At 37.4% G+C, this 14,754-nt stretch carries 11 protein-coding genes and 1 tRNA gene; 3 read left to right on the top strand and 9 right to left on the bottom strand.

Annotation, left to right across the window (positions count from 1 at the left end; genetic code table 11):
- Positions 1-3 precede the first annotated feature (3 nt).
- Positions 4-480 carry a hypothetical protein gene (locus BLS89_RS00740; protein ID WP_092735595.1) on the top strand — a complete coding sequence of 159 codons (477 nt, stop codon included), beginning with the start codon at positions 4-6 and terminating at the stop codon, positions 478-480.
- On the opposite strand, the gene BLS89_RS00735 is transcribed toward BLS89_RS00740, so the two are convergent.
- The gene (locus BLS89_RS00735) at positions 477-1,202 is read right to left on the bottom strand and encodes a TrmH family RNA methyltransferase (protein ID WP_092735594.1); all 726 of its coding nucleotides are present in this window, start codon (positions 1,200-1,202) and stop codon (positions 477-479) included. The two genes, BLS89_RS00740 and BLS89_RS00735, sit on opposite strands and share 4 nt — an antisense overlap.
- On the opposite strand from BLS89_RS00735, the gene tamL reads away from it, so the two are divergent.
- Together tamL and mfd are read left to right on the top strand one after the other, a co-directional pair.
- Positions 1,188-3,788: a translocation and assembly module lipoprotein TamL gene (tamL, locus tag BLS89_RS00730; RefSeq protein WP_092735593.1), complete on the top strand. Its 2,601-nt coding sequence runs from the start codon at positions 1,188-1,190 to the stop codon at positions 3,786-3,788. The genes BLS89_RS00735 and tamL overlap by 15 nt on opposite strands.
- Before the next feature lie 88 nt (positions 3,789-3,876).
- Positions 3,877-7,236, top strand: coding sequence for a transcription-repair coupling factor (mfd, locus tag BLS89_RS00725; RefSeq protein WP_092735592.1), 3,360 nt, complete (start codon positions 3,877-3,879; stop codon positions 7,234-7,236).
- Between the two features lie 115 nt (positions 7,237-7,351).
- Here mfd and BLS89_RS00720 read toward each other — a convergent pair.
- From BLS89_RS00720 to BLS89_RS00685, 8 genes are all read right to left on the bottom strand, one after another.
- A tRNA-Phe gene (locus tag BLS89_RS00720) sits at positions 7,352-7,424 on the bottom strand.
- Positions 7,425-7,558: 134 nt separating this feature from the next.
- Positions 7,559-9,361, bottom strand: coding sequence for a lysophospholipid acyltransferase family protein (locus tag BLS89_RS00715; protein ID WP_092735591.1), 1,803 nt, complete (start codon positions 9,359-9,361; stop codon positions 7,559-7,561).
- 9 nt (positions 9,362-9,370) lie between these two features.
- Positions 9,371-10,609 carry an aspartate kinase gene (locus tag BLS89_RS00710; RefSeq protein WP_092735590.1) on the bottom strand — a complete coding sequence of 413 codons (1,239 nt, stop codon included), beginning with the start codon at positions 10,607-10,609 and terminating at the stop codon, positions 9,371-9,373.
- An 89-nt stretch (positions 10,610-10,698) separates the two neighbouring features.
- On the bottom strand, positions 10,699-11,334 hold the full coding sequence (locus tag BLS89_RS00705) for a YceI family protein (RefSeq protein ID WP_245688739.1): 636 nt from the start codon (positions 11,332-11,334) through the stop codon (positions 10,699-10,701).
- Between the two features lie 35 nt (positions 11,335-11,369).
- Entirely contained in the window at positions 11,370-12,401 is a 1,032-nt protein-coding gene (locus BLS89_RS00700) for a lysylphosphatidylglycerol synthase transmembrane domain-containing protein (RefSeq protein ID WP_092735588.1), read from the bottom strand.
- Positions 12,401-12,754, bottom strand: coding sequence for an aspartate 1-decarboxylase (panD, locus tag BLS89_RS00695; protein WP_092735587.1), 354 nt, complete (start codon positions 12,752-12,754; stop codon positions 12,401-12,403). The genes BLS89_RS00700 and panD overlap by 1 nt, the downstream gene beginning before the upstream one ends.
- A 133-nt stretch (positions 12,755-12,887) precedes the next feature.
- Positions 12,888-13,364, bottom strand: coding sequence for a cytidine deaminase (locus BLS89_RS00690; RefSeq protein ID WP_092735586.1), 477 nt, complete (start codon positions 13,362-13,364; stop codon positions 12,888-12,890).
- 70 nt (positions 13,365-13,434) lie between these two features.
- Positions 13,435-14,745, bottom strand: coding sequence for a ComEA family DNA-binding protein (locus BLS89_RS00685; protein ID WP_092735585.1), 1,311 nt, complete (start codon positions 14,743-14,745; stop codon positions 13,435-13,437).
- Positions 14,746-14,754: the final 9 nt, after the last annotated feature.

Here is a 14,754-nt window from a genome sequence, read left to right as displayed (position 1 = left end):
AATATGAGAAGTATAAGAAGTTTGTACGACCTGAAAAAGCAAAAACGGACATTAAAAAATGAGATTGCAGAAATAGAATCCCTCATTACTTTTAAGAATCCTAAAGCTTCTCTATCTGTATTTACCAATGGTTTTACAGACCGCTTTCTCTCCGAGCGGAAAGATGATGATGGAAAATCCAAATTAGCTCTAAACACAGGAAACTTAGTAAATCTTATTTCTGATAAAGTAAAAGAAAATATTTCTTCTAAAAACAAAAACGCATTGGTTTCGCTAAAGAACGAAAATCTATCCGAGAGTTTTTTAGATAGTTTTCTAAAAATCAGTGCTGTAAATTTTGTCGGAAACCTTGTAAAAAAACAGCTGTACCATAAAAGCTGGACAAAAAGAATTTTGGGTATAGCTATTCTATACATTGTCCCTATATTTCTAAGAAGTTTTATAGACCGCGTAGAAAATTCCAAAAAAAATATTCCTTAATGTTTAGCAAAAATCTGTGCTGTTATTATTGCCGCAGCCATAGAGACATTGAGGCTTTCCGCACTTTGGTTTTTGCCAAATCGGGGGATTGTAATTTTATGACTGAGGCTTGATAAAGTTTCAGGTTTTATACCGTTCCCTTCGTTGCCGAGAATAAGATTGAATTTCTTGGGAAAATCAAACTCAAAAAGAGAGGTTCCCTCCATATCCGTACCTATATTTACGCCCTCTGTGCCAGTTAAAAAATCACTTAGAGCCGTGTAGGATACATTTACTCTCGTAAAAGACCCCATTGTAGCTTGTATTACCTTGGGATTATAGACATCTACAGTATCTTTGCTGCAGATTACTTGCTCTATGCCAAACCAATCTGCCAGACGAATGATAGTCCCCAGATTACCCGGATCTTGTATGCCGTCTAATACTATATTGATAGAAGCATCAAGGATAGAAGAGCTTTTGAGGCGGCAGACTGCCACACTGTCTTTCGGGGTTTTTAGAAAACTAATTTTCTTTAGTTCGCTATCGCTAATGGGAATTATTTTATCACCGAAAAAATCTATCTCTGCCGGATTTGTAGAATAGATTTCCTCAACCTGAAACGGCGAGTTTTTAAGTTCTTTGATAATTTTGTTGCCCTCAACCAAAAACAAATTGTATTTTTGTCTAAATTTTTTTTTATCCAGAGACTGTAAAATCTTAATCTTATGATTCGTAAGCATATTTTGAAATATTGTCAAAAATATTATATTTTTCTGTTATCTACAATAATGGTAATCATTTTCTCAAACTCTTGCAGCACCACCAATAAAGTACCCAGAGGCGAGTACCTGCTTACCAAAAACAAATTCAAATATACGGATAAAAAGATATTTTCCAGTCAGATTCCGGATTATATCGCCCAAAAACCTAATAAAAAATTTCTTTTCTTGTTCCCTATTACCCTATGGGCGTATGATTTGGCAAATCCAAAGTACGATACCATTATCAATGAGTATATGACTTATCCCAACCAAATGAGAAACCAAGCTCTAAGGGATTCTCTCTTTATAAAATACGGACACCCCGAGTACAAGGGTAAAAGTATGTTTATCAGCAGATTCCTGCACTCTATAGGAAGTGTACCGGTAATCCTAAACGAAAGTAAAACCGAAAACAGTGCCAAAAACATCAAACAATTTTTAGTCTATAAAGGCTATTGGGATGCCGAAACTCATTACGATATTAACAAAGATATAATGGCCAAAAAAGCCAAAGTAACCTATTCTGTAAAAACCGGCACGCCTACCATTATTAAAAATTTTTATTACAATATTCCTGATAAAAATATTAGGGCTTTATACGAAAGAAATTATAAAGACAACAAAATAAAAATAGGTATGGTCTTGGACCAAACCAATCTTGAAAAAGAAATCAAACGGATAAATGCCCAAATGCAGCAAGAGGGGTACTACAATTTCAATAGAAATAACAATGAAATCTATTTTACTGCAGATACCCTTGAAAGCCAGAAAGATGTTCCACTTACGATGGACATTCACCGGGACTCTCTGGATACGCCTTATAGAAAAACAACTATTGGAAAAATAGACATTTACCTCATTAACGATAGAAATATAAAAGACACACTGAAAACTAAAGATTATACATTCAACGAAAAACAAACCAAAGACAGCGTATTTATCCATAAAGCCGACAACAAGTACAATACAAGAGCACTCTGGCTGCCGATAACGCTAAAACACGGAGAAGTCTATAATCAAAGCAGATTAGACCTTACCAAAAGAAACTTAATGGGAATGAACAATTTCAACATCATTAGCTATAAAGAATATCTGCAAAGAAAACCTAACGACAGCATTCTGAATGTGCGATATATCCTCAGCCCTATGAAACGCTACGAACTAAGAACGGCTATGGATGTGCATTATTCCCAAATTTTGAATTTCGGATTTTCCCCTTCTTTGGAGCTTACTTCCAGAAATATCTTTGGAGGAGGAGAAAATCTCAGCACCAGCTTTTCAGGAATTGTAGGTACGACTAAAAACGCTAAAAACCCCAACAAACTTTTCAATGCCTACGAACTCTCTGCACAAGTCGAACTGGATATACCAAGGCTTTTAGTCCCTTTCAAGTACTATAATTTTGTCCCAAAAAGATATACACCAAGCTCTTCCATCGTCTTGGGAACTTCTGTGCAGAATAATATCGGTATGGGAAGGATAAATTTCAATGCAGGACTCAATTACACGATGGATGTCAATAGTGTGATTTCGCACAAACTCAGCCTCTTTAATACCCAGCTGAGCTTAACCCAAAATAAAGAAAAATACTACGAACTCTTCACCGGAGATAATCTTATACGAGAAAAAATTTTCAACCTCTATGCCGGCTATAATCCATCTTACGGTATCAATGGCAAAAACTACGATGAAGTCTCTTCTCATATCCTTTCGGACAACGGATTTATCAATTCCTTACCCACCGAACAAATAGATGAGTACAATACATTTGTGCAATCTCTGCTCAATAAAGACAGACAAACCCAAGATGTGCTGATTACTTCCCTCATCTACAATTACCTCTACAACGAAAGAGGTAATAAAAGCTATACAAATCCGTTTTATTTTAATGGGAAAATAGAATTGGCAGGGAATATACCAAACCTAATAACCCAAAATAGGAAACAACAAGGTGTGCTTAGCGGCAAAGAAAAAACGATATTCGGGATTCCTTTTTCTCAGTTTGTGAAATTTGATTTAGATGCCAGAAAATATTTTAATTTTACGCTTAATGACCAAAAGACGACCCTCGCAATCAGGCAGTTCATCGGGATAGGCATTCCTTATGGCAACTCTTCTTCTATGCCTTTTGTACGCTCGTATTTCAATGGCGGCTCTAATGATATCAGAGCGTGGGTAGCATTTAGCGGCTTAGGTCCTGCAGATTCCCAGTTAGACTCAAAAATACGCTCCTACATTATGGACAATGTAAAGCTGACCACCAGCATAGAGTACCGCTATCCGTTTTCGGATATGTTTGAGGGGGCAATATTCACCGATGCCGGAAACATTTGGTCTCTCAAAAACAGAGGACTGAACGATGAATTTAAGTTTAACAAATTCTATAAACAATTAGGAGTAGGCAGCGGCTTTGGGCTAAGGATAAATGTCGCCTATGTTCTACTAAGGGTGGATTTAGCTTACAAAATGTACGACCCCAACGAACCGGAAGGGCAAAGATGGCAATTCAGATACTTTAAGCCTCTAAAACCTACTTTGAATTTTGCTTTCGGATATCCTTTTTAGAATTAGCAGTTATTCTTTATATTTGCAAAACAAAACGCTATGAGGGAAAGCCCTTATAGCGTTATTTCTCGTTTATTAAAGTTACGATATGGCATTGAAAAAAATCAACGAGACGCTCTTACCCGATTTGCAAAAAAATGAGTTTGGCGGAGAGCTGTTTCGGGCATTAAATAAACACACACATATCACCGTAAAGGGAGCTGCCGGCTCTGTTCCCACGCTGATAACCGCAGAATTATTCTTAGCCGAAAAGAAAACCATTCTCTTTATCGTCAATGACAAAGAAGAAGCGCAGTATATCACCACCGAAATGGAAGAGCTCATCGGTAAAGAACAAGTACTCTATTTCCCTGCGACACACCTTAGCCCCTACCAAACCGAGAAAACCCAAAATGCCAATTTGGTGCTAAGAACAGAAGTACTCCACCGGCTGAATGCAGATAAAACACCTAAAATCATCATCGCACACAGCTCTGCTCTCGCGGAGAAAGTCTTAAAAAAAGAAGACCTAAATGAAATCTCTCATCATATAAAGGTGGGAGACCAGCTGGATTTTGATTTTACGGAGGAGCTGCTTCATCAGTTTCAATTTACCCGAACAGACTTTGTTTCGGAACCTGGAGAGTTTGCCATGAGAGGTGGTATTGTAGATGTTTTTTCTTATGCCAACGAACACCCTTATCGGATTTCTTTCTTTGGGAATGAGGTGGAAAGCATCAAAATATTTGACATTGATACCCAGCTTTCCGTAGAAAAAACAGATCAAATGCAGCTGGTTTCTAATATGAATTTCAAACCAAACAGCACTAAGGTTTCTTTCTTTGATATTCTCCCAAAAAACAGCATTATCACAACAAAAGAAGCGTTCCTAAGCGTAGAATATATCAGAGATTTTTATAAAAAAGCCGAACAAGCATATACCGAGCTGAATAAAGATATCAAGCACCGTACACCAGAGGAATTATTTATTTCGGAAGACTTATTTCTTAGTAAGCTAAAGAATTTTCGGATTATAGATTTTACTGTACAGCCATTGCAATCAAAATGGCAAGAAATTCAATTATTCCAAACTCCGCAACCGATCTTTCACAAAAACTTCGAGATGCTTATCGAAGATTTGGAGCAAAAACTTAAAGACAACTATGACATTTGGATATCATTTTCATCGGAAAAACAAGAAGAACGCCTAAAAAATATTTTTGAAGAATTAAAGAAAATCGTTCCGTTCAAATCTTTTAAGTCTGAACTCCACGCCGGTTTCGTAGATACTAAGTACAAAATATCAGTTTATACAGACCATCAAATCTTTGATCGATACCAACGATATAAAGCCAAAAATGCCTTTGCAAAATCCGAACAATTGACCTTAAAAGACTTGATGTCGCTGAAAGTAGGAGATTTTATCACGCATATAGACCACGGGATTGGTAAATTCATGGGATTGGTAAAAGTGAATAATAATGGTAAGGTGCAGGAATGCTTTAAGCTAAGCTACAAAAACGGCGACCTGCTCTATGTGAGCATCCACGCCTTGCACAAGATCTCTAAATACAACCCACCGGAAGGTAGAGAAATCACACTTTCCAAATTAGGCTCACCAGCGTGGAAAAATCTTAAAAACAAGACTAAAGCCAAAGTAAAACAAATCGCTTTTGACCTTATAAAACTTTATGCCAAAAGAAAATCGGCACGGGGATTTGCCTTTGCACCAGATTCTTATCTTCAGAATGAATTGGAAGCCAGCTTCATCTACGAAGATACCCCCGATCAAGAAAAAGCTACTGCCGATGTAAAAAGAGATATGGAAGCAGAAACCGTTATGGACAGGCTCATCTGTGGAGATGTGGGCTTCGGTAAAACAGAAGTTGCCATTAGAGCCGCTTTCAAAGCTGCAACAGACGGCAAGCAAGTGGCAGTATTGGTTCCCACAACTATTTTGGCATTCCAGCACTATCACAGCTTTGCAGAACGGCTCAAAGATTTTCCGGTAAATATTTCTTATCTCAATAGATTTCGAACTGCAAAACAAAAAAATGAAACACTGAAAGCCCTCGCAGAGGGAAAAGTAGATATCATCATAGGGACCCATCAGCTGGTATCGGATAAAGTTAAATTCAAAAATTTAGGGCTTCTTATCATTGATGAAGAACACAAATTCGGCGTTTCTGTGAAAGACAAACTAAAAACCATTAAAACCAATATCGATACACTTACCCTCACCGCGACGCCTATACCGAGAACTTTGCAGTTTTCTCTGATGGCAGCGAGGGATTTATCCGTCATAAAAACACCTCCGCCTAACCGCCAGCCTGTGGATACTAATATAATCGGATTTAATGAAGAAATCATCCGCGACGCTATCTCCTATGAACTTCAGCGGGACGGGCAGGTCTATTTCATCAACAACAGAGTGGAAAATCTAAAAGATATCGCCGGAATGATACAAAGACTGGTGCCGGATGCAAGAGTAATTACAGGACACGGACAAATGGATGGGAAACAGCTGGAAGAGAATGTACTGGACTTTATGGAGGGAAAATACGATGTATTGGTATCTACAACTATCGTGGAGAGCGGTGTAGATGTACCGAATGCCAATACGATTTTCATAAACGATGCACAGCGTTTCGGTATGGCAGACTTGCACCAGATGCGTGGGCGTGTGGGGCGAAGTAATAGAAAAGCGTTCTGCTATCTTATTACGCCACCATACGATATGATGACTACCGATGCCCGCAAAAGATTAGAAGCCATAGAGCAATTTTCTGATTTGGGCAGCGGATTTCAGATTGCTATGAAAGACTTAGAAATACGCGGTGCAGGGGATTTACTCGGAGGCGAGCAGAGCGGCTTTATCAATGAAATGGGCTTTGACACTTATCAAAAAATTATGCAAGAAGCATTAGAAGAACTTCAGAATAGTGATGATTTTGAAACGCTTTTTGAGAACGAACAAGACCGTAAAAAATTATTTAAATCCCAAAAGGAAGTAAATATAGATACCGACCTAGAGCTAATGATTCCTGACGCCTATGTCCAGAGTACGGAAGAGCGTCTTTCTCTCTATCAAAAATTAGCAGACATTAGCACTAAAGAAGAATTAGAAAAGTTCCAATACGAGCTGGAAGACCGCTTCGGAAAATGCCCTCAAGAAGTGGTCAATCTTTTGAAATCTGTAACGCTAAAATGGCTGGCTGCCGACATCGGTTTCGAAAAAATAGTGATGAAGAACGGTATTTTTTTAGGCTACTTTCCTTCCAATCCACAAGATAAGTTTTACCAAAGCGATAAATTCCGAACGGTAATCAATTATCTTAGTAAAAACCCTACAGACGCTGCCCTCAAAGAAAAACACGGAAAAGATGGTGTCCAACTGATGATGAGGAAAGACCATATACAAACCGTAGAAGAAGTAACTGCCGTCCTTGAAAAGATTATCTCTTCCTAATATATTAGCGTAAAACATTATCGCAAAACATAAATAAAAGCTACATTGTAGTAGCTTTTATTTTCTATAAAAACAAGAATATAAAACAAAAACCGCCCTATTTAAAGGCGGTTTGTGGTCTCTCCAGGAATCGAACCAGGGACACAAGGATTTTCAGTCCTTTGCTCTACCAACTGAGCTAAGAGACCTTGTTTGCTTAACTACTATCAGTTGTTTTCAGCGGTGCAAAGATATATCTTAATTCTTATTTATACAAATTTTTCAGATATTTTTTTTACCAATATATACAAATCATTGATTATCAAAATTATTTTTTATCTATTTAGAATAATTGCTCACTCATTTCCTCTAAAACAGGTTTAATTGTTTCCTCCGGTAAATCACTTATGCGGATATACATCAGCCCATCTATAGCATCATTAAATTTAGGATCAACATTAAATGAGATGACTTTTGCATTTTGTTTTATGTATTTTTTTATCAATACAGGCAAACGCATCTCCGGTTCCAAATCATCTATCAGTTTATCCAGCTTTCCTAAGTCTGCATCCATATCTTCAAAGAATAAATTTTTATCTTTCTCTTTAAGCATTACTTTAAACTCATTCTTTGGGTGTACATACTGTGCCACCACAGGGTCGTAATAATGAGAACGCATAAACTCTATCATCAAAGATTTGGAAAAATCCGAAAATTTATTGCTGATACTCACGCCTCCCATTAGGAATTTATGTTCCGGATTTCTCAAACAAACATGCACTATCCCTCTCCATAAAAGGAACAGCGGCAGTGGTTTCTGCTGGTATTCCGTAGAAATATAAGCCCTTCCCATCTCGATGACTTTTCGGAAAAACGGATGAAGTTCAGCATCAAATTCAAATAGAGAATTGGTATAAAATCCCTTAATCCCTCTGCTCTGCATAATTTCTTTACCCAGCCCCATTCTATAAGCTCCTGCCAATTTTTCTTGCCCGCTGTCCCAAAGAAATAAATGGTGGTAATATTGGTCGTACTCGTCAAGGTCAAAAGGCAGATTGCTACCCTCTCCCACCGTACGGAATGTAAGCTCTCTCTGCCTTCCTATCTCCCTCATAATATTAGGGATATCATCATACGGGCTGAAATATACTTCGTAATTATTATTCTTAAAAAGCATTTTTTCCTGAGAGCGGAGTTTTTCAATCTCTGCCAAAAGATTCTCTTTCGGGGTTTCTTCTATAATATTTTGAATAACAGGTTTTCCTACAATTTGTTTAATATTAAGGTTTGGTAATTTCAGCATATTGGCGATAGATTTTCTCTTATCAAAATAAGATTTCATCATATACACCCGCTTTCTAAGAAATTCGCCTAATTCTTTAGGGGTCTCGTAATCCCGCATCACTCTAAGGGTAATGGGTTTTCCTATTCTTATTTTTATAGGTTTGCTGCGTTTATTCATCATTTCATAAGGCAGCATCAGTGTTTGTAAATCTGCGTGTATTTTAGCTGCGTTATAAAAAATATTACTATTTTTAGTATGGAAATACATTGGCACTACTGGTATTTTAGCCTTTTGAATTAACTTTAGAACAGGTATTTCCCATTGTTTATCAAGTATTTCTCTTGTTTCGTTATTTTTATTGGATACTTCTCCTGCCGGAAAAACGCCAATGCATCCGCCATTATTGAGATGCTCCAAAGTTCTTTTTAATCCCGTAGCACTGCTCCGAAGATCTTTACGAGTCTCGAAAGGGTTTACCGGAATTACAAATGGTACCATCGGCTGGATTTTCTCCAAAAGAAAATTTCCCATAATCTTAAAATCAGGGCGTATCTCTGTAAGTATTTTACACATCAAAATACCGTCTATGGCACCCAAGGGGTGGTTTGCCACCAATATAAAAGGACCTGTCTTCGGTATTCTTTGTAAATCTTCCTCAAAGACCTCATAACGAATATCTCTTTCTTTAAGAAAATGATCAAAAAAATCTTTTCCTTCGTAAATTTTCAGCTTTTCATACAGCTTATTGATTTCCGATATTTTTGCAACTTTCATTATCAAAGAAGCAACAGGTCTCTTGAGCGGACCTATCTTATTGAGATGGGCTGCATTTATTAAATCTTTCTTTGTAATCAGACTCATTATAAGGCTTTATCGGGTTACTATTTGAATTGTTTTTTGCGATATCTGCTCCAAAAGAATATCCTTATCTTCATAAAAATCATCAATTTTTTCCATATCAGCATTCCTAATAGTATATAAAGAAATATCCTTTTGGCAATCTATTTTGAATTTACACTCCAAATCTTCAATTATTTTTTTGTAATTATCAAACTTATCCTCCATACATACCGCCAATGATATTGCAGAATTTTGCATCAATGAAACTTTCATTCTGTATTTATACAACAAGCCGAATATCAAGCTGATATGCTCCTCTGCAATGAACGAAAAATCCCGAGTACTAATCTTCATCAGCACTTGATTTTTCTTCAGAATAAAACTTTCTTCCTTCTGGTTTTTATCCGAAATCCCTACCATAGTTCCCTCTGCAGTAGGTTCTGTAAAGGACTTCACATAGAGCGGAATATGTTTTTGCTTCAATGGCTGTAAAGTTTTTGGGTGAATGACTGATGCGCCATAATACGCCATCTCTATCGCTTCTTCGTAAGAAATATTGGAAAGTAATTTCACATTATCAAAAACACGAGGATCGCCTGTCATCACGCCCGGAACATCTTTCCATATCACCATCTGGGAGACCTCTAAAGCATAAGCAAATATTGCCGCCGAATAGTCCGACCCCTCTCTCCCTAATGTTACCGAGAAGTGATTGGCATCAGAGCCTATAAAGCCCTGCGTAACATATCGTTTATGTGGTTTTAGTGCAATAATATTTTCTTCCGTTCTCTGCCAGTCCACATTAGCATCTCTATAAGAATCATCAGTTTTAATATAATCTCTTGCATCCAACCAGCTATTGGCTATATCGTTTTTGTTGAGATAACAGCTTAAAATTTTGGACGAAAGAATCTCTCCGCAGGATACGATTTGGTCATAGACAAAGTTATAGTTAGGGGATTTGTTTCTCTCTAAAAAAGATTGAATATCATTAAATACCGAAAAAATACCTTTTGCTTCGGCAATATCCTCCAGATCCAAATCTCTCACTATTTGATAATGAAAATCTTCTATTTTACTTAATCCCGAAAGATAATCGCTCCCATTAAAATAGGCTTCTACCACTGCCTCCAATGCATTGGTGGTCTTCCCCATAGCAGAAACTACAATGACACCATTTTCAAACTTTTGTAAATTCAAAACCTTTGCAACATTCTTTACACCTAAGGCATCTTTTACAGAAGCTCCCCCAAACTTGAATACTTTCATAAACCTGTACGCTTAAGGATATTTAACAAAAGTGATACCCCCAACGAATAAGAAGTATCACTAAAAAACATTTTAGATTCGTTTTTAACTTATTCTACTCCCTCAAAAACTTCCGTAGCAGAGACATCTACCACATCCCAAGTTTTACTGATACCGTCCGGACCTTTATGCAGATCGTGGCAAATTTCATTCAAGGCATTCAGCACTTTTATGGCTTTGAAGTCTTCTAATTTTATGGTCGTATTCAGCGTGAATTTTTGGTCTTTGATTTCCACTTGTGCAGGAACATTATCCACTGTTACGCCATTCATTGTGAGGGAAACCGTCCATTGATTATCGTTAAAATTCAGTTTTCCCTTTATCACGCCCGGCTCATCCATTAGTCCGAAAAAAGATTTTTTAAGTTTTTCATCTCTGCCATCGTTTCCTGTAGCCAATTCCATAGAATTGATACTAAACTCAGCACTGTTCATAATGTCTTCTATGCTGTTGCCTTCACTTACTTTTTCTAATTTTATCGAAGTGAAATGTCCTTTTACCGGTACTTTATCCGTCGTTTTATAGGCCGTCCAATCTACTTTTAAAGAATCTGCAATAGGCTTTAGCTTTTGGTCCCCTTGAGCAACCGGAGCCGCAGCATTATTATCTTCTTGATTCTTTTTACCGCAAGATATTAAAAGCATTCCTGCCATCAACACTGCATACGAAATTTTCTTTGTCATCATATTATTTTATTCTTCTACCAAGACAAATATACAAATTATTTCACAATTAAAGCATTTTTATTTTTAGCAAGAATAGGTACCGATATGGCTCCCATTACCAGCATTATTACCAGCTGCATTGTATGAGCAATGAGTGCATAAGATAACCCCATTTCTCCGCCTAATTTAGGATTCTCACCTATAGAAATAAACAATGCCATAAAGCCCAATTTCAACGCAAAATGAAAAGCCCCAATACCTCCGCTCGCGGGCACCATCATTCCTAATGTTCCCACAACGATGATGAAAAAGCCGTCTGCAATCCCAAGATGAGATGTTTCCGGCAACGCGAAGAATACCAGATAAGTCGCTAAATAATAACAAATCCAAATTCCCAAAGATAATAGTATAAACTTACCTTTTTGCTTCATCCTAAATACGGAAACGACACCGTGAAACAAGCCTACTAAAAATAATCTTATCTTAACAAACAGCAGCATTCCCTTTATCTTCTTCCGAATGAAGAATAGTATTAAAATCAATATAGAAAATCCTAAAAGAACATAAGCTAACGGGAAATCACTTTTCGGCTCATCTTTCTTTTGTTTTACGGCAAATTGATAAAACTCAATGATGGCTTTATGCTTAAAAATAAGGGTAAGAACAAGAAAAATCCCCATACACAACAGATCCACAATACGCTCCGTAATGATAGTGCCAAACGATTTTTCCACAGGAACCTTCTCTACACGATAGAGGGCTGTTGCCCTTGCCACTTCCCCACTTCTTGGAATCGTGAGGTTCATTAAATACCCGAAAGACAACGACCAGAGAGAATTAGAATTTGAAATCTCATAGCCTAATGGCTCAAGTAACAGATGCCACCGCACTGCTCTTACCCAATAGGCTAAAACGCCAAAAAATGCCGCTGCCAAAACCCAAAAATAATTGGCTTTTTCCAATGATTTGGTAATCTCGTCAAAATTAAGACCACGAAGGGCAAGCCACATAAAAAGTCCTGCAAATAGCAATGATGTCACTATCGTAAGGATATTTTTAAAGGTCTCATTTCGTTTTTTTTCTTCCATTAGTTTGTAAGGCGGTTGGTTTCTTCATTTGGAAAAACAATCTTAGGCTGAAAAGTTTTAGCCTCCTCCATCGTCATCTGTGCATAAGATATGATGATAATGATATCTCCCTTCTGTACCCGTCGTGCAGCGGGACCATTAAGGCACACCTCTCCCGAGCCTCTTTTCCCTCTGATGGCATAGGTATCAAAGCGTTCTCCATTATTTACATTCACAATATAAACCCGCTCTCCGGCTATAATTCCGGCAGCGTCTAACAAATCTTCATCAACAGTAATGCTGCCAATATAGTTGAGATCCGACTGCGTAACCTTTACTCTGTGAATTTTTGATTTAAAAACTTCTATTAACATTCTGCAAATTTAATCAAATAACTTAAAATCTATGCTCAACATAAAATCTCTTCCCCCTCATACTCCTGTACAAAAACAATCTCAATAAATAGCATCTATTTTATTGACAACCTATTTAAGCCAACAGCAAATACTACAAAAACGATTGATCAAAGGAAAAAGGCAAAAGACTGCGAATGGAATCCACCTTGTAAATGGCTCCTCCCAAAGAAGCTATATAAATTTCTATTTTTTCTTCTTGTTTGGCTTCATATTCCAGCATACTCTGCCTACATGCACCGCAAGGCGGCGTAGGCGGATACTCTATAACATCACGAGGAGCTCCAAGTACGAAGAGTTTTTTGATTTTAGCATTGGGATAGTTAGCCGATGCCCAGTATATCGTAGTCCTTTCCGCACACAATCCCGATGGATAGGCTGCATTTTCCTGATTACTCCCTTTGATGATTTCGCCGCTTTCCAAAAGCAAAGCACAGCCCACCAGAAAATTAGAGTACGGTGCATAGGCGTCTTCTCTTGCCTTCTTGGCTGCATCAAAAAGTTTCTTTTCCGTTTCATCAAGGTCGTTTGCCTCAATGACCTTATAAGAAATACGAAGTTCTTTATTCATTGATTTATTATAATAGGACGGCGAAGTTATTGCTTTTCACCGAAATACACAAAATCAAATTCATCTATTATCATTCTCTAAGGTAAAGTTTCATTTTCGGAAGATCAAAATCCCGAGCATTTGCTTTCTTTAGAATCTTATCTGTAGATCTGTAATTCATTCTAAAATAGAGTATTTTATCCGAATAATACTTAAAATAAGGATGCTGCTTGAGCCAATTTTCAGGAGCTTCTACCAATTTATATTTCTTAACTTTAGAATTGTCAAATTGTGCTATTCCCATTAGTTTTGAAGCTAAGTTTTGGTCAATTCCATAAACTTCCAATATCTGATTTTTATCCTGAAAACCTCCGAGAGCTTCCCTAAAAGACACAAAACCTTTGGCTTCCTTAGGAGAAAAACCAAACGCTAAAAGTTGTTCGTAAGTGATGCTGTTCAGCTCCAATTTTGAAAAATCTATTTTGGGCTTCTCCGCTTCTTTCGGAATCACGATATACGGTGCCATTTCTTGGTATTTTTGCTCCGATATTACAAAGCAATTTTTCAAATCACCCAACGACGAAAATCGCCCGCCCAATTTCTTATCCCGATAATTTATAATCGCCTGTGCCTGCTTCTCCGAAAAGCCTATCAGCTCCCAATCTTCCTTGCTGTAAGAATTAGGATTGAACTTTGCATACGACACCAGATTGATTTTTTGTCTTTTAGTTTTATCAAAATCAGCGTTAGACCAATCCTTTTCTACTTTTTCAGGCAATATAAGGTAAGGGGCTAATTGTCTATAATTTTCAGGGCTAATAACAAAGCACTCTGCAAATTTTTCTTTACTCAGAAAACTGCCTCCGAGGTAATTTTTATACTTCATAATCGCCTGTGCCTGCCTTTCGCTAAAGCCCAATGCTTGCCACTGTGCTTGGGTATATTGATCCGGATTGAATTTTCCTTTTATGTAAAGGCTGTGGCGGGAATGGCTGTATTGCGGTTTCCTATTTTCGGAATAAGTTTCGGGCAGGATAATGAAATTTTTCAGTGTCTCGTACTTCTCTTTGGATATGACATAGCACTTTGACAGTTGCTCTTTGGATACAAACCTCCCTCCTACGATGTCTTTGTATTTTAGAATTGTTTTTACTTGTTTTTCCGAAAAGCCTAACCTCTGCCAGCCCTCTTCATCCAAATCATTCGGATTAAATGGTGACAGCTCCGTTCCCCCTGCCTTCGGTAAAGCAGAATCCCCCAAAAGCTCTATTTCAGGAGATTGTTCCGTATTATTAGTCTTATAAAAATAAAAACCTAACTGTACCAACAAGATAAAAACACCCAACACCATCAGCCCGATAATCTGAGTTTTTCTCATCTTATATGACAAGTTTCCGGACATTTCAGTTCA

The organism is Riemerella columbipharyngis (assembly GCF_900101995.1).
GTDB lineage: Bacteria > Bacteroidota > Bacteroidia > Flavobacteriales > Weeksellaceae > Riemerella > Riemerella columbipharyngis.
This window is presented reverse-complemented; position numbering and strand designations above follow the sequence as displayed.

Excerpts from the sequence above, each read along its gene's own strand:
- tamL (WP_092735593.1), top strand. The coding sequence starts at position 1,188 with ATGATTCGTAAGCATATTTTGAAATATTGTCAAAAATATTATATTTTT.
- BLS89_RS00700 (WP_092735588.1), bottom strand. The coding sequence starts at position 12,401 with ATGGAAGAAAAAAAACGAAATGAGACCTTTAAAAATATCCTTACGATA.
- BLS89_RS00685 (WP_092735585.1), bottom strand. The coding sequence starts at position 14,745 with ATGTCCGGAAACTTGTCATATAAGATGAGAAAAACTCAGATTATCGGG.
- mfd (WP_092735592.1), top strand. The coding sequence starts at position 3,877 with ATGGCATTGAAAAAAATCAACGAGACGCTCTTACCCGATTTGCAAAAA.
- BLS89_RS00705 (WP_245688739.1), bottom strand. The coding sequence starts at position 11,334 with ATGATGACAAAGAAAATTTCGTATGCAGTGTTGATGGCAGGAATGCTT.
- BLS89_RS00690 (WP_092735586.1), bottom strand. The coding sequence starts at position 13,364 with ATGAATAAAGAACTTCGTATTTCTTATAAGGTCATTGAGGCAAACGAC.
- BLS89_RS00735 (WP_092735594.1), bottom strand. The coding sequence starts at position 1,202 with ATGCTTACGAATCATAAGATTAAGATTTTACAGTCTCTGGATAAAAAA.
- BLS89_RS00710 (WP_092735590.1), bottom strand. The coding sequence starts at position 10,609 with ATGAAAGTATTCAAGTTTGGGGGAGCTTCTGTAAAAGATGCCTTAGGT.
- BLS89_RS00740 (WP_092735595.1), top strand. The coding sequence starts at position 4 with ATGAGAAGTATAAGAAGTTTGTACGACCTGAAAAAGCAAAAACGGACA.
- BLS89_RS00715 (WP_092735591.1), bottom strand. The coding sequence starts at position 9,361 with ATGAGTCTGATTACAAAGAAAGATTTAATAAATGCAGCCCATCTCAAT.
- panD (WP_092735587.1), bottom strand. The coding sequence starts at position 12,754 with ATGTTAATAGAAGTTTTTAAATCAAAAATTCACAGAGTAAAGGTTACG.